The organism is Pseudomonas sp. GW822-FHT05A08 (assembly GCF_058800485.1).
Window position 1 is genome coordinate 859,003 of record NZ_CM179511.1, and the last position, 21,947, is coordinate 880,949.

At 63.5% G+C, this 21,947-nt stretch carries 19 protein-coding genes; 12 read left to right on the forward strand and 7 right to left on the reverse strand.

The genetic code is table 11. The annotated features are described in order from the left end of the window. Positions 1 to 51: 51 nt before the first annotated feature. Positions 52 to 1,341: a putative hydroxymethylpyrimidine transporter CytX gene (gene cytX, locus AC3RCP_RS03865; protein WP_101339381.1), complete on the forward strand. Its 1,290-nt coding sequence runs from the start codon at positions 52 to 54 to the stop codon at positions 1,339 to 1,341. On the opposite strand, the gene AC3RCP_RS03870 is transcribed toward cytX, so the two are convergent. Further along, on the reverse strand, positions 1,310 to 2,056 hold the full coding sequence (locus AC3RCP_RS03870) for an RsiV family protein (RefSeq protein ID WP_007921428.1): 747 nt from the start codon (positions 2,054 to 2,056) through the stop codon (positions 1,310 to 1,312). The genes cytX and AC3RCP_RS03870 overlap by 32 nt on opposite strands. 223 nt (positions 2,057 to 2,279) lie before the next feature. Between AC3RCP_RS03870 and AC3RCP_RS03875 the strand changes: the two genes are divergently transcribed. The 9 genes from AC3RCP_RS03875 to AC3RCP_RS03915 all read left to right on the forward strand — a co-directional run bounded on the left by AC3RCP_RS03875 (position 2,280) and on the right by AC3RCP_RS03915 (position 11,593). Further along, a complete protein-coding gene (locus tag AC3RCP_RS03875) occupies positions 2,280 to 2,897 on the forward strand; it encodes an NUDIX domain-containing protein (protein WP_007921427.1) in 618 nt (205 codons plus the stop codon). Then, positions 2,888 to 3,340 (forward strand): DUF1249 domain-containing protein, encoded by a 453-nt coding sequence (locus AC3RCP_RS03880; protein ID WP_007921426.1) that lies wholly within the window; start codon positions 2,888 to 2,890, stop codon positions 3,338 to 3,340. Before AC3RCP_RS03875 ends, AC3RCP_RS03880 begins: the two co-directional genes overlap by 10 nt. A gap of 99 nt (positions 3,341 to 3,439) precedes the next feature. Further along, positions 3,440 to 4,255 (forward strand): 3',5'-cyclic-AMP phosphodiesterase, encoded by an 816-nt coding sequence (gene cpdA / locus AC3RCP_RS03885; RefSeq protein ID WP_101336664.1) that lies wholly within the window; start codon positions 3,440 to 3,442, stop codon positions 4,253 to 4,255. 116 nt (positions 4,256 to 4,371) lie between these two features. Continuing rightward, on the forward strand, positions 4,372 to 4,980 hold the full coding sequence (locus tag AC3RCP_RS03890) for a YqiA/YcfP family alpha/beta fold hydrolase (RefSeq protein ID WP_101336665.1): 609 nt from the start codon (positions 4,372 to 4,374) through the stop codon (positions 4,978 to 4,980). 42 nt (positions 4,981 to 5,022) lie between these two features. Further along, positions 5,023 to 6,930, forward strand: coding sequence for a DNA topoisomerase IV subunit B (gene parE / locus AC3RCP_RS03895; protein ID WP_007921422.1), 1,908 nt, complete (start codon positions 5,023 to 5,025; stop codon positions 6,928 to 6,930). After that, entirely contained in the window at positions 6,930 to 7,913 is a 984-nt protein-coding gene (locus tag AC3RCP_RS03900; RefSeq protein ID WP_101336667.1) for an esterase-like activity of phytase family protein, read from the forward strand. Before parE ends, AC3RCP_RS03900 begins: the two co-directional genes overlap by 1 nt. Next, positions 7,910 to 8,431 carry a retropepsin-like aspartic protease family protein gene (locus AC3RCP_RS03905; protein WP_101336668.1) on the forward strand — a complete coding sequence of 174 codons (522 nt, stop codon included), beginning with the start codon at positions 7,910 to 7,912 and terminating at the stop codon, positions 8,429 to 8,431. Before AC3RCP_RS03900 ends, AC3RCP_RS03905 begins: the two co-directional genes overlap by 4 nt. Positions 8,432 to 8,441: 10 nt before the next feature. After that, on the forward strand, positions 8,442 to 10,700 hold the full coding sequence (parC, locus tag AC3RCP_RS03910) for a DNA topoisomerase IV subunit A (RefSeq protein WP_009041892.1): 2,259 nt from the start codon (positions 8,442 to 8,444) through the stop codon (positions 10,698 to 10,700). 179 nt (positions 10,701 to 10,879) lie between these two features. Next, positions 10,880 to 11,593: a PqiC family protein gene (locus AC3RCP_RS03915; protein WP_007921414.1), complete on the forward strand. Its 714-nt coding sequence runs from the start codon at positions 10,880 to 10,882 to the stop codon at positions 11,591 to 11,593. A gap of 209 nt (positions 11,594 to 11,802) precedes the next feature. Here AC3RCP_RS03915 and AC3RCP_RS03920 read toward each other — a convergent pair whose 3' ends face one another. After that, complete coding sequence (locus AC3RCP_RS03920; protein ID WP_007921413.1) at positions 11,803 to 13,347, reverse strand: AhpA/YtjB family protein; 1,545 nt, start codon at positions 13,345 to 13,347, stop codon at positions 11,803 to 11,805. A gap of 134 nt (positions 13,348 to 13,481) precedes the next feature. Here AC3RCP_RS03920 and serB point away from each other — a divergent pair, with 134 nt between their 5' ends. Next, positions 13,482 to 14,696, forward strand: a complete 1,215-nt coding sequence (gene serB, locus AC3RCP_RS03925) for a phosphoserine phosphatase SerB (protein ID WP_007921412.1) — start codon at positions 13,482 to 13,484, stop codon at positions 14,694 to 14,696. Between the two features lie 90 nt (positions 14,697 to 14,786). Here the strand turns inward: serB and AC3RCP_RS03930 are convergent, their stop codons facing one another. Beyond that, positions 14,787 to 16,097, reverse strand: coding sequence for an MFS transporter (locus tag AC3RCP_RS03930; RefSeq protein ID WP_007921410.1), 1,311 nt, complete (start codon positions 16,095 to 16,097; stop codon positions 14,787 to 14,789). 17 nt (positions 16,098 to 16,114) lie between these two features. Further along, positions 16,115 to 17,290, reverse strand: a complete 1,176-nt coding sequence (locus AC3RCP_RS03935) for a M20 aminoacylase family protein (RefSeq protein WP_101336671.1) — start codon at positions 17,288 to 17,290, stop codon at positions 16,115 to 16,117. Positions 17,291 to 17,416: 126 nt separating this feature from the next. On the opposite strand from AC3RCP_RS03935, the gene AC3RCP_RS03940 reads away from it, so the two are divergent. Next, entirely contained in the window at positions 17,417 to 18,370 is a 954-nt protein-coding gene (locus tag AC3RCP_RS03940; protein ID WP_492571411.1) for a LysR family transcriptional regulator, read from the forward strand. Between the two features lie 149 nt (positions 18,371 to 18,519). On the opposite strand, the gene asd is transcribed toward AC3RCP_RS03940, so the two are convergent. From asd to AC3RCP_RS03955, 3 genes are read right to left on the reverse strand one after another with little or no spacing between them, the layout of a single operon-like run. Continuing rightward, positions 18,520 to 19,380, reverse strand: a complete 861-nt coding sequence (gene asd / locus AC3RCP_RS03945) for an archaetidylserine decarboxylase (RefSeq protein ID WP_007921406.1) — start codon at positions 19,378 to 19,380, stop codon at positions 18,520 to 18,522. A gap of 17 nt (positions 19,381 to 19,397) precedes the next feature. Further along, positions 19,398 to 20,213, reverse strand: a complete 816-nt coding sequence (gene rhdA, locus AC3RCP_RS03950) for a thiosulfate sulfurtransferase (protein ID WP_492571412.1) — start codon at positions 20,211 to 20,213, stop codon at positions 19,398 to 19,400. A gap of 43 nt (positions 20,214 to 20,256) precedes the next feature. Continuing rightward, positions 20,257 to 21,795 (reverse strand): HDOD domain-containing protein, encoded by a 1,539-nt coding sequence (locus tag AC3RCP_RS03955; RefSeq protein ID WP_150048683.1) that lies wholly within the window; start codon positions 21,793 to 21,795, stop codon positions 20,257 to 20,259. Positions 21,796 to 21,947 lie beyond the last annotated feature (152 nt).

Below are 21,947 nucleotides of genomic sequence, written 5' to 3' on the forward strand. Positions count from 1 at the left end.
TTTTCTTGCAGCTTGAGGCTTGCAGCTAACGCGCCCTTTTCCTGCCCCGAGATAACCGTCTTGAACACTTATTCACCAGACACCGCGGTCCCCGCAGACAGGCGCGTATTCGGCGCGCGCGATCTGTTTTCCCTGTGGTTTTCCCTCGGCATCGGCCTGATGGTGTTGCAGACCGGCGCGCTGCTGGCGCCAGGCCTGGGCCTGTCCGGTGCCTTGCTGGCGATCTTTCTCGGTACGGCGGTCGGCGTCTTGCTGCTCGCGGCGGTCGGGGTGATCGGCAGCGATACCGGCCTGTCGTCCATGGCGGCGCTCAAGCTCAGCCTCGGTACTTACGGCGCGAGCCTGCCGGCGTTGCTCAACCTGTTGCAACTGGTGGGCTGGGGCTCGTTCGAGATCATCGTCATGCGCGATGCCGCCAGCCTGTTGGGCACTCGTGCGTTCAGCGAAGGCAGCCTGCTGGCCAGTCCTTTGCTCTGGACCCTGTTTTTCGGCGCACTGGCGACTTTGCTCGCGGTCAGCGGGCCGCTGACTTTCGTGCGCAAGGTCCTGCGCAAGTGGGGCATCTGGCTGCTGTTGGCGGCCTGCCTGTGGCTGACCTGGAACCTGTTCGCCAAGGCCGATCTGGCCGCGCTCTGGGCCCAGGCCGGCGACGGCTCCATGCCGCTCGGCGTGGGCTTCGATATCGCGATCGCCATGCCGCTGTCGTGGTTGCCGCTGATTGCCGACTACTCAAGGTTCGGCAAGCGTGCGCGCAATGTCTTTGGTGGTACGGCGCTGGGGTTCTTTATCGGCAATCTGTGGTTGATGAGCCTGGGCGTGGCCTACACCCTGGCCTTTGCGCCGAGTGGCGAAGTCAATGCGCTGCTGCTGGCTTTGGCCGGCGCGGGCCTGGGGATTCCGCTGTTGCTGATCCTGCTGGACGAGTCGGAAAACGCCTTTGCCGATATCCATTCGGCCGCGGTTTCCTGCGGCATTCTGTTGCGTCTGAAAGTCGAGCACCTGGCTTTGGCCATTGGCGTGCTCTGCACTCTGATCGCCTGCCTGGCGCCGTTGGCCCAGTATCAGAACTTCCTGCTGCTGATCGGCTCGGTGTTCGCGCCGCTGTTCGGCGTGGTGCTGGTGGATCACTTCATCCTGCGCAAGCGCAGTGCACAGGAACTGTCCGTGGGGTGGCGCTGGCCGGCGTTGCTGGCCTGGCTGGGCGGGGTCAGCACCTATCACCTGCTGGCCAACTTCTATCCGGATGTTGGCGCAACCCTGCCGTCACTGGTGTTGGCAGGGCTGCTGCAGGGGCTGCTGGGATGGGCCTTCAGCCACGGCCAGGAAACAGCTCGGGCTTGAGAATGCCGTTCAGGCGGTTGTAAGGGATCTTCAGTTCAATGTGGCCCAGCGCGTAAGGCGCGATCACCGACACGTTGTACTTGAGGATCACGCCGCCGTAGGTCAGCGCCACGTTCGGGGTTTTCTGGAACGGCCAGCTCTTGATGAACTCCGGCTCCTGGTCCAGCTTGGTGCTGATCAGCCAGCTGTTGTGAGCCACTTGGGCGGCTTTCCAGAACGCGGCTTCCTGGCCCGGGCGCAGCATGTCGGACAGGGTCAGTTCCTTGTGCAGCTCGCGGGAGTAGTTGATGAAGCCGCGACCGGGCGTGCCGTGGGCGCCGCCGGTGTCCAGGTAGCTGGCCAGTTCGATGATCACCAGGCCGTCATGCTGTTCGCGTACCTTGGCTTGCAGGTACATGCTGTTGCGGCTGTCGGCCTCGCGCAGGAACTTCTCCCGATAGGCGCTCAGCGTCGCTGGCACGGCCTGGTCCGCGGTGGTGCGGGTCATCTGCAGCAGGCGCTTTTCAATCAGCGCATCCAGCTGCGGCTCGTCGGCGAAGTGCACGGTGTCGATGTTCACCAGCGGGCAATCCTGATTGCTGCAGCCGGGCTTGATCTGTTCCGACTTGTCGCTGGTGCTTTGCAGGGGCTTTTGATAGCTGGGTTGGAACAGGCTTTGGCAGGCGCCCAGAGTCAGGGCCAGGCAAGCCACGGAGGCGATTTTAAGAAGCGACATGTGCGTCCTTGATAAACCAGAGGTAGGCAAAAGTTACCGGCTTCGACTGCCTGCGGGGCAATCAGTTCGCCACTAAGCTCAATAGAGGCAATTAGATTAGGTTTGCCCCCTTGCCGTCTATCCCGCTGATGGCAAAGGGGCTGCATCATCGGTCAGCGGCGCGTTAGGATGGCGCGAAGTCGAGGGGGAGCCTCGGATCGAATTGCAGGAAACGAGGATTGCTATGACGGACTTTGCCAACACCACGCCGACCACTGTCGATATCGTTCGGCGCGAGAAATGCTTCCAGGGTTTTTATCAGCTCGACCGTGTGCACCTGCGCCACGAGCTGTTCGCCGGTGGCATGGGGCGCGAAATCAGTCGTGAAATCTTTGTCCGTCACGATGCTGTCTGCGTCCTGCCATACGATCCGCAACGCGATGAAGTGGTGTTGATCGAGCAGTTTCGCGTCGGCGCCATGGGGAAAACCGCGACCCCCTGGTTGATCGAGCTGGTCGCCGGTCTGATCGACAAGGACGAGCAGCCGGAAGAAGTTGCTCACCGCGAGGCGCAGGAGGAAGCTGGACTGACATTCTCCGCGCTGTGGCCGATGATCCAGTATTTCCCGTCGCCGGGGGGCAGTACCGAGTTCGTGCATCTGTACCTGGGGCGCTGCGACAGCAGCGGTGCCGGTGGTCTGCACGGGCTGGAGGAAGAGGCGGAGGATATCCGTGTGTCGGTCTGGGCTTTCGAAGACGCACTGCAGGCGGTAAGGGATGGGCGGATTTCCAACGCGGCGAGCATTATTGCCTTGCAATGGCTGGCTTTGAACCGCGTTGAAGTGAGGGGGTTATGGTCGTAAACAAAGTGCGCGATCGCTATCGGGTCGATCTCGTGGGGCTGCAAGCGTCCTGCGAGGCGAACTATGCCCGACTGATGCGCCTGTTGCCCGACATGCGCAACCAGCCGGTGGCGCGGCGGATCGCGGTGACCCAGGGCGACCAGATGCTGGGCGTGCTGGCGCTGGAGGTGCTGCTGGCCTGTCCCTACACCACCACCCTGCAGGTGCGTCAGGAGCACAGCCTGCCCTGGCTGCCGGTGCCGCAGCTGGAGGTCCAGGTCTACCACGACGCGCGCATGGCCGAGGTCATCAGTGCCGAGCACGCTCGGCGCTTTCGTGGCATCTATCCGTATCCGAATGCCTTCATGCACCAGCCGGACGAGAAGGCCCAGCTCAATGTATTTCTCGGTGAATGGCTGAGCCACTGCCTGGCTTGCGGTCATGAGTTCGAGGCCGTGCGGTAGATGTGAACTGCGTCCGGTTCGCCGGTTTCCTCTTTTGAATTTCCCCCAGCATAATTGCCCCCATTCCTCACTTCCCGTGACACGCCCTGGGAGGCCGCCTTGCCGAGCGTATCCACTCTGACCACCGACGATCCTGTGTTGCTGGTGCAGTTGTCCGACAGCCATCTGTTCGCCGAAGCGGACGGCACGCTGTTGGGCATGAATACCCGCGACAGCCTGCAGCGGGTGATCGATCTGGTGCTGGAACAGCAACCGCGGATCGACCTGATGCTGGCCACGGGCGATTTGTCCCAGGACGGTACGCTGGAGTCCTATCAGCTGTTTCGTGACATGACCCGGCAGATTCCGGCGCCGGCGCGCTGGATTCCCGGCAACCACGACGAGCCGCAAATCATGGCGCAGGCGGCGACCCAGAGTTCGTTGCTGGCGCCGGTGGTGGATATCGGCAACTGGCGGATCACCCTGCTCGACTCGGCCGTACCCGGTTCGGTGCCGGGCTATCTGCAGGACGATCAATTGCAGCTGCTCGCCAGTGCCCTGAGCGAAGCCCCCGAACGCCATCACCTGGTATGCCTGCACCATCATCCAGTCTCCATCGGGTGTGCCTGGATGGAGCCCATCGGGCTGCGCAATCCGCATGCGCTGTTCGCCGTGCTGGAGCGCTTTCCACAGGCGCGCGCGGTGCTCTGGGGCCATGTGCATCAGGAAATCGACCGCCAGCAAGGGCCTTTGCGCCTGCTGGCGTCGCCCTCGACCTGCATCCAGTTCGAACCGGGCAGCGAGGATTTCCAGGTCGGTGAGACCGCGCCGGGTTATCGCTGGCTGCGCCTGCTGCCCGACGGGCGCCTGGAAACCGGTGTCGAGCGGGTCACCGGCTTCGATTTTCAGGTCGATTACGGCAGCGACGGCTACTGATTCCGGCCCGGAGCCGCAGTCTGCGGCGGCAGGACAAAGGGATACACCTGAACACAAGTCAAGCGGCGATACACCCTGTAAACTGCGCCTTTTTGCACGATGCAAAGGGAGTGCGCATGTCCGGTTCGATCCTGTATATCCACGGCTTCAACAGCGCACCGGCGTCGAAGAAAGCCAGCCAGCTGATCGCTGTCATGGAGGCGCTCGGCCGCGGTGAACAGCTGCGGGTGCCGGCCTTGCATCATCATCCACGCGAGGCCATTGGCCAGTTGGAACAGGCGATTGCCGAACTCGGACGGCCGCTGCTGGTCGGCAGCTCTCTCGGCGGCTACTATGCGACTCACCTTGCCGAGCGTCACGGCCTGAAAGCCCTGCTGATCAACCCCGCGGTCAGTCCGCACCGGATGTTCGACGGCTTTCTGGGCACGCAGACCAACCTCTATACCGGGGAAACCTGGGAACTGACCCACGACCACGTGACGGCCCTGGCCGAGCTGGAAGTGCCGGCGCCCCAGGACCCGCAGCGGTTCCAGGTCTGGCTGCAGACAGGTGACGAGACGCTGGACTATCGCAGCGCCCAGCTGTATTACCGAGCCTGTGCCTTGCGCATCCAGGCCGGCGGCGACCATAGTTTCCAGGGTTTTGCCGGACAATTGCCGGCGTTGTTGAATTTTGCCGGCATCGGCCCGGATCAGTACCAGGCGATCGATTTCACCTCGCTGTGAACCCTCGCTTCTATTTCATTGAACGACTAACGACGAGACCCCATGGCCACTCCCAGCGCTAGCTCTTATAACGCAGACGCCATCGAAGTCCTCTCGGGCCTCGACCCGGTGCGCAAACGCCCGGGCATGTACACCGACACCACCCGGCCGAACCACCTCGCCCAGGAAGTCATCGACAACAGTGTCGACGAAGCCCTGGCGGGGCACGCGAAGTCGATCCAGGTCATCCTGCATGCCGACCATTCCCTGGAAGTGTCCGATGACGGTCGCGGCATGCCAGTGGACATTCACCCCGAAGAGGGCGTGTCCGGTGTCGAGCTGATCCTCACCAAGCTCCATGCGGGCGGCAAGTTTTCCAACAAGAACTACCAGTTCTCCGGCGGTCTGCACGGGGTGGGTATTTCCGTGGTCAATGCCTTGTCGAACCAGGTGCGGGTGCGGGTCAAGCGTGATGGCAACGAATACCAGATGACCTTCGCCGACGGCTTCAAGGCCACCGAGCTGGAAGTGGTCGGCAGCGTCGGCAAGCGCAATACCGGGACCAGCGTGTACTTCGCCCCGGATCCGAAATACTTCGATTCGCCGAAATTCTCCGTCAGCCGCCTCAAGCATGTGCTCAAGGCCAAGGCCGTGTTGTGCCCGGGGCTGCTGGTCAGCTTCGAAGACAAAGGCACCGGCGAGAAGGTCGAGTGGCATTACGAAGACGGCCTGCGCTCCTATCTGGTGGACGCGGTCAGCGAATTCGAACGCCTGCCGGCCGAACCTTTCTGCGGCAGCCTGGCCGGTAACAAGGAAGCGGTGGACTGGGCCCTGCTGTGGTTGCCGGAAGGCGGCGACAGCGTGCAGGAAAGCTACGTCAACCTGATTCCGACCGCCCAGGGCGGTACCCACGTCAACGGTTTGCGCCAGGGCCTGCTGGACGCCATGCGCGAGTTCTGCGAATTCCGCAACCTGCTGCCGCGTGGCCTGAAGCTGGCACCGGAAGATGTCTGGGAGCGCATCGCCTTCGTTCTGTCGATGAAGATGCAGGACGCGCAGTTCTCCGGCCAGACCAAGGAACGCCTGTCGTCCCGCGAGGCGGCCGCCTTCGTTTCGGGCGTGGTCAAGGACGCGTTCAGCCTGTGGCTCAACGCCAACCCGGAACTGGGCATGCAACTGGCGGAGCTGGCCATCAGCAACGCCGGCCGTCGCCTCAAGGCCAGCAAGAAGGTCGAGCGCAAGCGCATCACCCAGGGGCCGGCATTGCCAGGCAAGCTGGCGGATTGCGCCGGCCAGGACCCGATGCGTTCCGAGCTGTTCCTGGTGGAAGGTGATTCCGCCGGTGGTTCGGCCAAGCAGGCGCGGGACAAGGAATTCCAGGCGATCCTGCCGCTGCGCGGCAAGATCCTCAACACCTGGGAAGTCGACGGCAGCGAAGTCCTGGCCAGCCAGGAAGTGCACAACATCGCCGTGGCCATCGGGGTCGACCCGGGCGCCGAGGACATGAGCCAGCTGCGCTACGGCAAGATCTGCATCCTCGCCGACGCCGACTCCGACGGCTTGCACATCGCGACGCTGCTCTGCGCGCTGTTCGTCCAGCATTTCCGTCCGCTGGTGGATGCCGGTCACGTCTACGTGGCGATGCCGCCGCTGTACCGCATCGACCTGGGCAAGGAGATCTACTATGCCCTCGACGAAGCCGAGCGCGATGGCATTCTCGATCGCCTGGTGGCCGAGAAGAAGCGTGGCAAGCCGCAGGTCACCCGATTCAAAGGCCTGGGTGAAATGAACCCGCCACAACTGCGCGAAACCACCATGGACCCGAACACCCGGCGCCTGGTGCAGTTGACCCTCGGTGAAGACTTCGCCGCGACCTCGGAAATGATGGACATGCTGCTGGCGAAGAAACGCGCCGGCGATCGCAAGAGCTGGCTGGAGTCCAAGGGCAACCTGGCCGAGGTTCTGGCCTGATGCGCAGAGGCTTTGCCCTGGCGTTACTGCTATTGGCAACCTCGGCGATGGCCGACCCCTTGCCCGAGTTGAGGCTGCTGGCCGAGCATCCGGTGGACGGCATGCGTGGCGGTAACCTGTCGGGGCTGGCGTTGTGTGGCAAGGCGCTGTGGACGGTCTCCGACCGCGACGACGACCAGATCTATCGGCTCGATACCAGCGATCGGGTCTGGCAGGCCGAGACCGTGCGCATCGATGTGCCGCCGGTGCCGGACAGCGGTTTGCCCTGGGGCTTGAACTCGCGTACCTGGGTCGCGTCGTTCGTGCGCGGCGGCGACCTGGATTTCGAGGGCATTACCTGCGACAGCGCCGGCAACAAGTATGTGGTCAGCGAGTCCCATGCGGCAGTGTTGCAGCTGCCGCCGACGGGTTCGGCCGCCTGGCTGAAGATTTCGCCGATCATGGTGCGCGAAGCGCGGGCCAGCGGTATGTTGCTGCACTTCAATGCCCTGTTCGAAGGCCTGGCGGTCAACCCGGCCGGCGACCGGATCTGGCTGGCCGCCGAGCGCGAGCGCCGCGGGCTGCTGTTGATCAAGCGCCAGCAGAGTGTCTGGGACTGCGACGGCGGCTGTGTGCTGCTCAGCGAGGCCGGGTTGGAAATGCAGCCGCCGCAGATGCCCAAGGCCAAGGCGGTGTCCCGGGATTTCGCCGACCTGTCGCTGTTCGAGGGCAAGTTGTTCACCCTCGAGCGCAATGCGTTCCAGGTCTGTCGTCGTGATGCGTCGACGGCCAAGGTCGAGCGTTGCTGGTCGTTTGCCGCCGAGGCGTTGCAGGAAAACCGGCGTTATCCACAGGCCTATGGCCTGACCGAGGCCCTGGTGGTGGATGCCGACGGCGCCTGGATTGGTGTGGATAACAACACCGGAGCCCGTGCCGACGGTGAAAAACGCCCGATCGTCTGGCGCTTCGCCGCGCCCGAGGGCGGTTGGAGTGCCAAGCCGTGAGCCAGCAGCCACCGGGCAAACGTGCCGGACGCGTGCTGCTGGTGCTGGCCTGGGGCGCCGGCCTGTTCCTGGCGACACGTTTTTTTGGCGAGTGGGAACAGCGTCAGGAGAACCCCAATGCTGTCGTCACTTCGCAACAACATGAGGGTTACATCGAAGTGAAACTGGTCGACAACGGCCAGGGGCATTTCGTCGCCAGCGGCCAGATCAACGGCCAGCCGGTGAATTTTATGCTCGATACCGGAGCGACCGATGTGTCGATCCCGTCCGGGCTGGCCGAGCGTCTTGGCCTGGAGAAGGGCGCACCGGTGACCCTGAGTACCGCCAACGGTCGTAGCGAGGGTTATCGAACCCGCCTCGACCGCCTGCAACTGGGCGATATCGTCCTGCGCGATGTCCGTGCGCTGGTCGCGCCGGGCCTGGGTGGCGAGCAGGTGTTGCTGGGCATGAGCGCTTTGAAAAAACTTGAATTTACCCAGCGCGGCGGCACTTTGCTGCTGCGCCAGACAACGAACTGATGAGGCCCGCATGAGCGACTCCCTGGATCTCAGCCTGGATGGCGTAGAACGCCGATCGCTGGCTGACTTCACCGAAAATGCCTACCTCAACTACTCCATGTACGTGATCATGGACCGTGCTTTGCCGCATATCGGCGACGGCCTGAAACCGGTACAGCGGCGTATCGTCTACGCCATGAGTGAGCTGGGGCTGGATGCCGATTCCAAGCACAAGAAGTCCGCCCGTACGGTCGGTGACGTGCTGGGTAAGTTCCACCCCCACGGCGACTCGGCCTGCTACGAAGCCATGGTGCTGATGGCGCAGCCTTTCAGCTATCGCTACACGCTGGTGGACGGCCAGGGTAACTGGGGTGCGCCGGACGATCCCAAGTCCTTCGCCGCCATGCGTTACACCGAAGCGCGCCTGTCGCGTTACTCCGAAGTGCTGCTCAGCGAGCTGGGCCAGGGTACCGCGGACTGGGGGCCGAACTTCGACGGTACCCTGCAGGAACCCCTGGTATTGCCGGCACGTTTGCCGAATATCCTGCTCAACGGCACCACTGGTATCGCCGTGGGCATGGCCACTGACGTGCCGCCGCACAACTTGCGCGAAGTCGCCACCGCTTGCGTGCGCCTGCTGGATGAGCCCAAGGCCACGGTCGAGCAGCTCTGCGAGCACATTCAGGGTCCGGACTATCCGACCGAGGCGGAAATCATCACGCCGCGCGCCGACCTGCTGAAAATCTATGAAACCGGTCGCGGTTCGGTGCGCATGCGTGCCGTCTATCGCATCGAGGATGGCGACATCATCGTCACCGCGCTGCCGCACCAGGTGTCCGGCGCCAAGGTGCTGGAACAGATCGCCGCGCAGATGCAGGCCAAGAAGCTGCCGATGGTCGCCGACCTGCGCGACGAGTCGGACCACGAGCACCCATGCCGGATCGTGATCATTCCGCGTTCCAACCGGGTCGATCCCGACGAGCTGATGCAGCATCTGTTCGCCACCACCGAGCTGGAATCCAGTTACCGGGTCAACGTCAACATCATCGGCCTGGACGGCAAGCCGCAACTGAAGAACCTGCGCGCCCTGCTGGTGGAGTGGCTGGAGTTCCGCGTACTGACGGTGCGCCGCCGCCTGCAGTTCCGCCTGGACAAGGTCGAGCGCCGCCTGCACCTGTTGGACGGCTTGCTGATCGCCTACCTCAACCTGGATGAAGTGATCCACATCATTCGTACCGAGGACCAGCCGCGAGCCAAGCTGATCGAGCGTTTCGCCCTGAGCGAAGTGCAGGCCGACTACATCCTCGATACCCGCCTGCGTCAGTTGGCGCGGCTGGAAGAGATGAAGCTGCGCGCCGAGCAGGACGAGCTGCTCAAGGAGCAGGCCAAGCTGCAAGCCCTGCTCAACAGCGAAGCCAAGCTGAAGAAGCTGGTGCGCACCGAATTGCTGCAGGACGCCGAAACCTACGGCGACGACCGTCGTTCGCCGATCGTCGAGCGCGCCGAGGCCAAGGCCCTGTCGGAAAATGAGCTGATGCCGACCGAGCCGGTCACCATCGTTCTGTCGGAAAAAGGTTGGGTACGCTGCGCCAAAGGGCATGATATCGACGCCACGGGGCTGTCCTACAAGGCCGGCGACGGCTTCAAGACCTCGGCCATCGGGCGCTCCAATCAGTTCGCGGTGTTCATCGACTCCACCGGGCGCAGTTATTCGGTGGCGGCGCATACGCTGCCATCGGCCCGTGGCCAGGGCGAGCCGCTGACCGGACGCCTGACGCCACCGCCTGGGGCCAGTTTCGAATGCGTACTGCTGCCGGACGATGAGGCGCTGTACGTGATCGCCTCCGACGCGGGTTACGGCTTCGTGGTCAAGGGCGAGGATCTGCAAGCCAAGAACAAGGCCGGCAAGGCGTTGTTGAGTCTGCCGAACAACGCCAAGGTGCTGTTGCCGCGGCCGGTGAGTGATCGTGAACAGAACTGGCTGGCTTCGGTGACCACCGAAGGGCGTTTGCTGGTGTTCAAGATCAGCGACCTGCCGCAGTTGGGCAAAGGCAAGGGCAACAAGATCATCGGGATTCCGGGTGAGCGAGTGGCCAGCCGCGAAGAGTACGTGACCGATATCGCGGTACTGCCGGAAGGCGCGACACTGGTGCTGCAGGCCGGAAAACGTACCCTGTCGCTCAAGGCCGATGACCTTGAACATTACAAGGGCGAGCGCGGTCGCCGGGGTAACAAGCTGCCACGGGGCTTCCAGCGAGTGGATGCGTTGTTGGTAGAAACTCTCAATTGATGCGGGTTAGAGCGTCCGATCTGCGATTTAACCGGTAGATCGGCGCTACAACACTGGAGTCATGGCGCATATTCACGGATGATATGCGCTTTCAAGCGCCGGCGTGGCTGAGCGTTATTCAGGGTTATTTTGAGTATTTACACTGTGGCTAGCCTTGTGGCCGCCACCTGGATGGGATGATGACTGCTCTGCGCCTTCCTCTTGTTTTCTTGCTCGCTGGCGTTCTTGGCCTGGCGGGTTGCAGCGTACACCAGCCGGTGTCGCTGTATCAGCTGGACAGCGGAAGTCCAGCTCAACCGGCACAAAGCGCCGGCATGGCCGTATTGCTGGGGCCGGTACTGGTTGCCGACTACTTGCAACGTGAAACCTTGCTGCAACGTCAGAACGACGGCAGCCTGCAGGCTTCGACCGACGGTCGCTGGGCCGGCAGCCTGTCTTCCGATATCGATCAGTTGCTGCTGCGTCAGGTCGCCGGCCAGCTGGACAGCCAGCGTGTAGTGCTGGCGCCGGCGAGCACCGGTTTCACTCCGGATGTGCAGGTGCTGCTGTCGATCACTCGCCTGGATTCGGGCGCCTCGCAACCGGCGGTTCTCGATGCGCAATGGCGCCTGATCGATCGTCGTGGGCAGGTTCGCGACAACCGTATCGTTCATCTGCAGGAGCAGCATGCGGGTACCACCGCGTCCCAGGTCCAGGCCCAGGGCGTATTGCTGCAACGCTTGGCCGAGCAGCTGTCGGGTGCCCTCAAGCCGCTGGCCAACCAGCCTACGGTAGCCGAGGTACCCCGCAAGGCGGCGCCTGCGCCGGCGGCAAAGCCGGCCGAGCAGGAGAAGCAGCCGAAGATTCCAATGGCCACGCCTATCCGCACGGATATGGAAGTGTTCCGCTTCTGAGTGTTGCGGTTCCAGGACAAAGCCCGCTGATCAGCGGGCTTTGTCGTTTCTGGGGGGGGGGCAGGTTGAGCCTGAGGTAATGGTGCGCCCTTGATGGAGTATCGCGAGCAAGCTCGCTCCTACAGAGGGGCGACTGGCTTGCTCGCGACGACTGTGCCGCAGCCACAAAAAAGCCCGCATCGCTGCGGGCTTTTTGTTGGGCGGCTGGCTTACAGCTTGGCGCGAGTCTCGTGCATCCGCGCCAGTTGCCGTTCCAGCATCGATGGGTAGGGCTCCATCAGGCGTTCGACGCAGCAGGCGCCTTCCGGGCTGGCGATCGGACGGATGCGCGCGCGCTGACGAATCAGGGCGTCATCGTTGATCTTGCGCTCGACCAGCAGCAGGTTGCGGCTGTGCTGGGACAGCGCCAGGGCGTCCTGGGCGGTCTCGGTCAGCAGCAGGTCGATCTGGCTCAGGCCGAACAGCTCTTCGCCAAGGGTCAGGCCCAGTTGCAGCTGCAGGGTGATGCCGCTGTCGGCCACTTCGATTTGCAGGGCGTGGCCCAGGGCGCGCAGCAACTCGCCACAGCAGATGGCATTGGTCAGGTAGTCGTCGCCGCTGTCTTCGCTGTGGAACAGCATCAGCGTGCTGCCGTCGTTCAGGGTGTGCAGTTCGCTCTGGTACAGCGAGGCGGCCTGGTCGAGGCAGTCGCGATAACGTTCCAGCAATTCCGTCAGGCGGGCGCGGGGCAGGCGGCGCAGTTGCTCCTGGGCGCCCAGTTGCACGGCCAGGACCGCACTGTGCTGCGGCTGTGCCGGTACCGTGGGTTTCACGATCGGCTTGGCAGCGGTCGCGGTGGACGAGCTGTCGCGAAGGTCGGCGAACGGGTCTTCATCGTCGGCCAGGTCCTCTTCGGCATTGATCACGTGCCGCGGTGCGGGCTTGAGCCCGGCTACGGGAGCGCTTTCATCGAAGCTCGGGTCACGCAGGTTGCGCACCTCGAAAGTCGGTTCCGCGTCTTCGCTGTCGTCGTAGTCGGTATCGTCGATCTCGGCTTGCGGTTCGGGTTCCGGCTCGACCTTCTCGGGGGCGAAGCTGGCGTGCAGCTGGCGCGCCAGGTCGCCAATCTCGTCCTGGCGCTGGGTGGCCGGGGTGTTTTCGTCGATATCCCGCAGCCAGACCCGCAGTTGCATCAGCGGTGTGGAGATGTGCCGTCCCAGGCGCAGGCTCAAGGCCAGGGCCAAAGCCAGCAGGATCGCGCTGAGAATGCCCATGCTCTGCAGGCTGATGGTCATCGGCTGCTGGAATTGTTCCATGTCCAGGCTGATGCGCAGGTTGCCCGCGGTCACGTCCTGGAAGGTGATCTTGGTCTGGTAGACGCCTTCGGTTTCACCCAGCAGGCTGCTTTTCGGGCGCTGACCGGCTTCGGCGAGGATGCGGTTGTCCACGCTGTAGATCGCCGCATGGGCAACCAGCGGGTTCTTGGTCAGGTTATTCAGCAGCACGTTGAGGCTGAGGATGTCGTTGGACACCAACAGCTCGGTGGCCGAGGTCGCGGTCTGGGTAGTCAGGCTCTGACCCAGGGCGTCGGCTTGTTCGTGCATGGCCTGCTTGAACTGCAGGCCCATCACGCAGGCATAGATCACCAGGGCCAGGGCGACCAGGATCACGTTATGGCTGGCAATGCGCAATGCAATCGGTACACGGCGGTGACGCAGTGCACGGAAGATCAGCAGGAAGAAGTTATCGGTTTTAACTGGCGTGGGCCGGTTCACTGAGCTCGGCTCTTTTGTCCGTGAAGTTGAGGCGCAGTATAGCGACAGGCCCTAGACCGGCAAAGCGCTGGCTGTGCCCGATGGTCACTGAAAGTGGGTAGAATGCGGTTTTTTTCCACCTGCGGGGGTGCGCCTTGCGCGAAATCGTCCTGATAAACATCACTGGTGAAGACCGTCCGGGTCTCACTGCGGCCATTACCGGCGTTCTGGCCCAGGGTGGTGTGAACATTCTCGACATCGGTCAGGCGGTGATTCACGACACTCTGTCGTTCGGCATCCTGGTTGAAATTCCGGACAACGAGCAGAGTTCGTCGGTGCTCAAGGACATTCTGTTCACCGCCTATGAGCTGGACCAGCAGGTCCGTTTCACGCCGGTTTCCGAAGAGGATTACCAGCAGTGGGTCGGCGGTCAGGGCAAGAAGCGCCATATCGTCACCTTGCTGACCCGCAAGGTCACGGCCGAGCAGTTGCAGCGCGTCAGTTCGATCACCGCCAAGTACGGCTTGAACATCGACCACATCGATCGCCTCTCCGGGCGCATGCCGCTGGACACCCCGGCCGACAAGGGCAAGGGTTGCATCGAGTTCTCTGTGCGGGGCGAAGCGGCCGATCCGCAGGCATTGCGTGCCGAGTTCCTCAGCGTCGCCCAAGAGCTGAACGTCGACATCGCCTTCCAGGAAGACTCACTGTTCCGTCGCAACCGCCGCCTGGCGGTGTTCGACATGGACTCGACGCTGATCGAGGCGGAAGTCATCGACGAACTGGCCAAGGCGGCCGGCGTGGGTGACCGCGTAGCGGAAATCACCGAGCGGGCCATGGCCGGCGAGCTGGATTTCCGCGCCAGCTTCAAGGAGCGCCTGGCCTTGCTCCAGGGCCTGGACATCAAGGTGCTGGACTCCATCGGCGCATCGCTGCGCCTGACAGAAGGGGCCGAGACCCTGTTCGCCGAACTCAAGCGCCTGGGCTACAAGACCGCGATCCTCTCGGGTGGTTTCACTTACTTCGCCAAGCAGCTGCAGGCCAAGCTGGGGATCGACTACGTATTCGCCAACGAGCTGGAAGTGGTTGACGGCAAGGTGACCGGTGTCGCGGTCGAGCCGATTGTCGACGCCCAGCGCAAGGCCGATCTGCTGCGCGAGCTGGCCGCCAAGGAAGGTTTGCGCCTGGAGCAGACCATCGCGGTCGGCGACGGCGCCAACGACCTGCCGATGCTAGCTATCGCCGGCCTGGGCGTGGCCTTCCGCGCCAAGCCGCTGGTCAAGCAGTCGGCCAAGCAGGCGATCTCCACCCTGGGCCTGGATGGCGTGCTGTATCTGCTGGGCTTCCGCGATCGCGACGGCCAAAGTTGATCCAGTAGGAGGTGCGCCGTCGCCAGGCTGCGCACCGCGGAACCTGAGTCCGCTGCCGGTCCGATGCTCTCCAGGCCGGCAGCGGGAGGCCTAGTCCAAGGCTTTGCCCGCGGTTTCCGGCACCATGGCCAGGCCGATCAGCGACAACAGAATGCAGACCATCACATACCAGGCCGGCGAGCTGGGGTCGCCCGTGAGCTTGATCAGGCCAGAGGCGAAGAACTGCGCAAAACCGCCGAACACCATGACTCCCAGGCAATAGACGATGGACATGCCGCTGGCACGGATGCGGCGTGGAAACAGCTCCGGCAACACTGCAAGGGAGGGTACCGAGGTATATACCAAAGGCACGCTCAGCAGGCTGACTACCAATAGCAGCATTGGCAAGCCGGGCATGGCATGCAGCAGCAGGAAGCCAGGGTAGATCAGCGCCAGCAACGCCAGCCGCGGCAGCAGGATCGATCGGCGCCGGCCGATCCGGTCGCTCAATCGCCCCGCCGGGACCGACAGCAGCACCGTCAGCAGTGCCGACGCCGAGGCCGCCCAGATCGCCACCGACAGGGGCATGCCGAGCAAGGTCACGGCGTGGTTGGCCAGGTAGTGGCTAATGATAAAGGTCGGTGCCGTTGCTCCCACCGCCACTAACACTCCGGCGATAATCTGCCGCGAGTGCTGGCGCAGCAACGGCCCCGCCGGTTCCTGGTCTGGCGCAGGCTCACCTTGGGGCGAACTGGTGCTAACGGCGGCAGTTTCATCCAGCCGGTGGCGAATGTATTCACCTACCGGAATCGTCAGCACGCCGACCGCGAACACCATCCGCCAGCCCCAACTGTCCATGGCTTCCGGTGACAGAACTGCGCCCAGCAACGCCACCACCAATGTGCCGCAGAGTACCCCCAGGCCCTGGCTCAACAGCTGCCAGCTACAGTAATAGCCGCGTGTTCGGTCGTTGGCGTACTCCATCAGCATGGAGGTGGCCGCACCGACCTGGCCACCCACGGCAAAGCCTTGCACCAGGCGCGCCAGCAGCACCAGCAGCGGGCCCAGCAGGCCGGCCTGGGCGTAAGTGGGGGCGATCACTAACAGCAGCGAACCAATGGCCATCAGCCAAAGGCTTAGTCGCAACGCCGGTTTGCGGCCTCGACGGTCGGCATACAGGCCAATCAGGATGCCGCCGATGGGCCGGCTGATAAAACCGGTGCCAAATACCGCCAGCGACAGCATCAATTGCAACAAGGGTTCATCGGTAAATGGAAAGAACAGGCGCCCCATCAAGGTGGCCAGGGCGCTGTAGACGATGAAGTCGTAGAACTCCAGGGCGTTGCCCAGTGTGATGGCGATAATTGCGCGCCGACTGGGAGCCGACGCATTGAGCACCGGCGCTTTCTGTAAAGTGGTCATGGCAAGTGCTCCCGGAGTCAGGCCAGATAGCGTTCCACCAGCTTGACCCAGTAACTTGCCCCGATCGGCAGGGCCTGGTCGTTGAAGTCATAACCTGGGTTATGCACCATGCAGCCGCCTTCGCCGTCGCCATTGCCGATAATCAGGTAGCAGCCTGGTACCTGCTCCAACCAGAAGGCGAAGTCCTCGCTGCCGGTCAGCGGCTGCATGTTCGTCGCCAACCCTTCCTCCCCGAGCCAGTCTCGCGCCACTGCCTCGGCCAGCCGGGTCGCCGCGACGTCATTGACCAGCAGCGGATAGCCATACTCGTAATCCACCTCGGCACGGGCGCCAAATCCCGCGGCCTGGGCCTCGGCCAGGGCCACGATGCGTTGACGCAACAGCTCGCGGATGTCCGGGCACAAGGCGCGTATGCTCAGGCGCATTTGCGCGGTTTCCGGAATCACGTTGGGGGCCTCGCCGGCCATGATCGCCCCCACAGTGATTACGGCCGTCTCCAGTGGGGGCACGTTGCGCGACACAATGCTTTGCAGGGCCATCACCAGGGAGGCACAGACCACGATCGGGTCCACGGCCTTGTGCGGCATCGCACCGTGGCCGCCGGTGGCCTGGATGCGGATGGTGGCGGTATCGGTGGAGGCCATGAATGGCCCAGGCAGGAAGCCCAGCTTGCCCAGGGGCACCCCCGGCATATTGTGCATGGCGAAAATCGCCTGGCAGGGGAACAGATCGAACAGGCCATCATCCAGCATGCGCTTGGCCCCGGAGCCGCCATGACCTTCTTCGGCCGGCTGAAAGAACAGGTGCAGGGTGCCACGAAAAGGCCGGCGCTTGGCCAGGTCCCAGGCCGCGGCCAGCAGCATGGCGGTATGGCCGTCGTGGCCGCAGGCGTGCATCTTGCCCTCGACCCGGCTGGCCCAGGGCAGGCCGGTGGTTTCCTGGATCGGCAGGGCATCCATGTCGGCGCGCAGGCCGATAGCGGGCCCTTCTCCATTGCGGAGTGTGCCGACCACGCCGGTTTCCCCCAGCCCTTCGTGAATGTCGTAGCCCCAATTCTGCAGGCAGCGAATCACCTGGGCGCGGGTCTCGAACTCTTCGAATCCCAATTCGGGATGGGCATGGATCTCATGGCGCAGGGCGATCATGGATGGGGTGATTTCACGGATACCGGGCAAGATGGTGGACGCGCCCATGGCGATGTCTCCTTTTTATTGTTGGGGTTATGACCTAGGCCTGGGGATACTAGAAGCAACCCAGAACACCGGGAAGGCGCAAAAAAGTTGTCAGTAGCACTTCTGGTTGATGGTGGGAGAGGAACAATGAAGATCCATCAGTTGCAGGCATTGATCGCCATGGCGGAGCACGGCAGCATCCGCGCCGCTGCCAAGGCGCTGGCCCTGTCGCAAGCCGCGGTCAGCAAGACCTTGCGCGAACTGGAGGCCGAACAGCAGTTGCCCTTGCTACAACGCCATGCCGGCGGTACGCGGCTGAACGATGCCGGACGGGTACTGCTCAAGCATGCCCGGCAGGTGCTCAGGCAACTGGAGCGAGCCGAGGATGAACTGGCCGCTTTGCGCGGCCAGCACGCGGCCCGCCTCTGCGTCGGGGTCACGCCCTGGCTGGCTGAAACGCTGTTGCCGGATGTGGTGCGGTTGTTTCGCCAGCGCATGCCGGAGATTCGCCTGGAATTGTTCGAGGGATTGCTGGCGGTAGCCTTGCCCCTGCTACGGGATGGTCAAATGGACTTCGCCATCGGCCCGCTGTTCAGCAGCATTTCCGCCCAGGAGTTCCATTGCCAGCCGTTGTTGACCCACCCTTGTCGGGTCTTCGCCCGCCATGGCCATCCGGCGTTGCGGGCCAGTTCCCTGGAGGAGTTGCTGGAGCAGGACTGGGTGGTCAACTACAGCCCGGTCACTTATGAGCAGGTGATGCACTCGTTGTTCGGTCGGCATGGATTGGGCATCGGTCCCGAGCGATTGATCTGTGCCCATTCGATGACCCTGCTGTCGAGCATGGTGCTGCAAGCCGGCATGTTGAGCTTCGGCCCGGAGCCATTGTTGCTGTGCCATGGCTTCCAGCCCCATGTGCAAGCCTTGGCGCTGCGCGAGGAGATGGATAGGCAGGCCATGGGCATCATCAGTCATCAGGGGCATACCCACAGTTATGCCGCGATGTGTTTTATCGACTGCCTGCAACAGAGCCTGAAGCAGAAAAGCCGTTCGTCGCACCCGACGGATCGTGCCCTGAGCGAGATGCTGAGCTTGTTGTTCTAGTAGCCCCAGTGGTACTGCGTCGGGAGCCTGCGACGGGCAAAAAAAAGCCGCCTGTCGAAAGACCGGCGGCATTCTTCGGACACTCCCCCGAACTGGCGGGGCTTCATCGCGCCTGGAGCTGTTCGCTCTTCATTGCGCAGTCAACCGCCTCAGGCGTTTGCCGACGTCAGGCTCTGGCCCATCTGGACCGGCGAGCCGGCCGCCAGTTCTTCGGCCCACTGCACTTGCTCCGGCCCGAACAGCACGATCGCGGTGGAACCCAGCTTGAAGCGGCCCAATTCGGCGCCCTTTTCCAGGTGGATCGGCGCGCGGGCGGCTTCGTCGTAGCGCACGGTCTTCAGTTCGCGCTTGGGCGGAGTCACCAGGCCGGCCCAGACGGTTTCGATCGAGGCCACGATCATCGCGCCGACCAGGACCACGGCCATCGGGCCGCGCTCGGTATCGAAAACGCATACCACACGCTCGTTGCGGGCGAACAGCTCCGGCACGTTTTCCGCGGTGGTCTGGTTGACCGAGAAGATCCGTCCCGGCACGTAGACCATTTCCCGCAGGGTGCCGGCCAGCGGCATGTGCACGCGGTGGTAGTCCTTCGGCGACAGGTAGATGGTGGCGAAATCGCCGCCCATGAACGGGGCTGCCAGGGCCGAGTCGCCACCCAGCAGTTCCAGCACGCTGAAGCTGTGGCCCTTGGCCTGGAATACCCGACCGTGCTCGATCGGGCCAAGCTGGCTGACCGCGCCGTCGGCTGGGCTGAGGATCGCGCCCGGGGTCTGGTCCAGCGGGCGGGCACCGTCTTTCAACGCGCGGGTGAAGAAGGCGTTGAAGTGCTCATAGGCGGTCAGGTCTTCCACCAGCGCTTGGGACATGTCCACCTGATAACGCTTGGCGAACCAGGCGGTGAAGGCATTCTTGAACCAGCGCACGCGGCACTCGGCAATGCAGCCGGCCAGGCGCGACAGCAGGTGGTGAGGCAGCAGGTACTGGCTGAGGATAAACAAACGCTTTTTCATTAACTGTCCTTAAAACCTTAAATCTCTACGGGCGTGTCAGGGTGGTTGCCCCATTCGCCCCAGGAACCGGCATAGCCTTTGACTCGCGGATAACCGAGCGCCTTGGCCACCAGATAGGTGAAGCCAGAGCGATGGTGAGTCTGGCAGTGGGTGATCACTTCTTTGTCTTTGCTGATGCCGAGCTGTTCGAGGATCTGCGGCATGTCGCTGCGGATCCGCAGGTTGCGCGTCGGGTCCATGCCCGCCGTCCACTCGAAGTTGATCGCACCGGGAATGTGCCCACCCTTGGCGGCGAGGACTTTCTCTCCCGAGTACTCCAGGGGGCCGCGGGCATCCCAGATCGCCAGGTCGGCCGCGCCAAGACGACTTTGCAGGTATTCGCGGGTGGCGGTCGGTTCGTCGTGCAGGGTCAGGGCGACAGGGCCGCCGACGGCCGCCGGGACTTCATTCGAGACCGGCAGGCCGTCGGCCAGCCAGGCCAGCAGCCCGCCGTCCAGGTAGTGGTAACGGGAGTGGCCGATGACATCCAGCAGCCAGATGAAGCGCCCGGCCCAGCCGCCGCCTTCGTCGTCATAGACCACGTAGACCGCGTCCGGGTTATGCCCCAGTTCGCCGAACAGGGCCTCAAGGGCTGCCTGTGGCGGCATCAGCCCTGGCGCCGGTGCCTGACCGAGCTGGGTACGCTTGGGGTCGACGAAGTGCGCGCCGGGGATATGGCCCGCGGCATAGCGGGCGGCGCTGGTCAGGTCCACCAGAATCAGTTCGCGGGCGTCGAGGCGAGGGAGCAGGTCGCTCGGCTCGATCACCAGCGGCAAGCCAGAGAAGTCAGGCATGTGAGGTCTCCAGGGCACAAAGGGAGGGATTGTAGCGCAAGCGTCAGCGGCTGCGGTTGGTAAAGCTGTGCAGGGCCTTTTCGATGCACTGCGCGGTCTTGCCGAACGCCTGCACGGAGACTTCCGAGAAGGGTTGGCCGCCCTGGTCGGCGACGATCAGCATGATCACCCGGCCATTGCTGGGCACCGAGCGCATCAGCAGGTGCTCGCCACGAAACAGCGTGCGCAGGCTGGCGGGCAGGCGGGCGGAGAACTGGGCGTTGTTGGTCGGCGTCAGGCGCACTTGCGCCGGAGCATCCAGCAGCCTTTGCAGTACGCTGCTCTGGTTGATCGTCAATGCCAGGTTCATGGCGGGGGCGGGCAGTCCGGCGATCTGATGCACGCGCAACTGGGTCCGCGTGCGGTCGACCATCAGCAGCATCACCCGGCGCATGCCGCACGCCACCAGGGCGTCGCGGGCAAAGGTGGTCAGGTGCATGGCATTGCTGAAGCGGCTGGGCTCCACCAGCAATTCGCTGCATTGCTTGCGCCACTTGGCCAGATCTTCTGCGGTTGGTGCGGGAACCGGGAGCTCGCCGCGATGCACGCGCCGGGCCTCCCAGGGCCAGAGCAGCGCCTCGGCCGGATGCCACAGGTCGGGCATGTGGTGATGCCGGGCACTCTGCGCGGCTTGCTGGTGCAGCTGTTGTTGCAGCTCGTCCATCGACATCTGCAGGTACAGGCTGGTCAGGTATTGCCAGCGCATGCAGTGCGGGCCGGTCCAGGATTCTTGCGCCGAGAGGGCCAGGGCGTTGGCCAGCAACACACTGTTGGCCGGCTGGTTCAGCCAGCGCTGCAGGGCCGGGTCGGCATCCAGGCATTGTCGCTGGTGCAACGGATGGGCGTTGTCCCGGGCGATATGCAGGGCCTTGACCAATTGGTCCTGCTCGTCGATCAGCAGGCGGTAGCCTTGCTGTACCCAGATCGGCAAGTGCCAGGCCTCCACCAGGGCCTGGCCCAACTGAAGCAGGCCGACGCCGAACAGTTCCTGCTCGACCTCCTGGGCCGGTTCGGCTTTATGGACGACACGCAGCTCCCACTCTTCGAGCAGTTTTGGATAGGCCAGCGCCAAGGGCCACAGCGGCGAGAGAAACAGCAGGCTGCCCCAGTGAATGTCCTGCCAGAGCCTGGCCAGGCGCCCGGCGAAAAAGCCGTTGGCCTGTTGGGTCGCGTGCTGGCTGATCAGTTGCAACTGGCGCAGCCCGACCGGGATCTCCTGCTCGGGCTGGGCGGGCAGGCGGGCGAGCAATTCTTCGGTACGCGCCAGGCCCAGGCGGTTGAGGGCGACCTCGAGGTTCTCGGCCGGCTCGCCCATGCTGCCGTGGGTGTGGCGATTGGCTTCGCGAATCACGCTCAAGGCCAACGCGGGGCTGTCCTGCATCAGGTCGGCAATGTCGCGCAATGAGCTGCGATTGTCCCTGATGGCTTTGCAGACCCGGTCATGGCTGGCCTGCGGCACCGGCAGGCGGACCGCGTCAAGCAGCTTTATCCAGGATTCGAGGGAGTGGGGGGCGGTAGTTGGGACTGTCGTTTCATTAGACATGGCTGGGCGCAATCATCGTCTGCTGTAAACACGCCCAGAGCGGGCCAAACTGGCTTTTCGCCTTAACGGCCTATAGTCTGGCGCAGTTTTGCCGATAAGTAGAAGAAGAGTTTTAAGAACTTCCGAATATGACCTTGAACCCGACTCAGTAA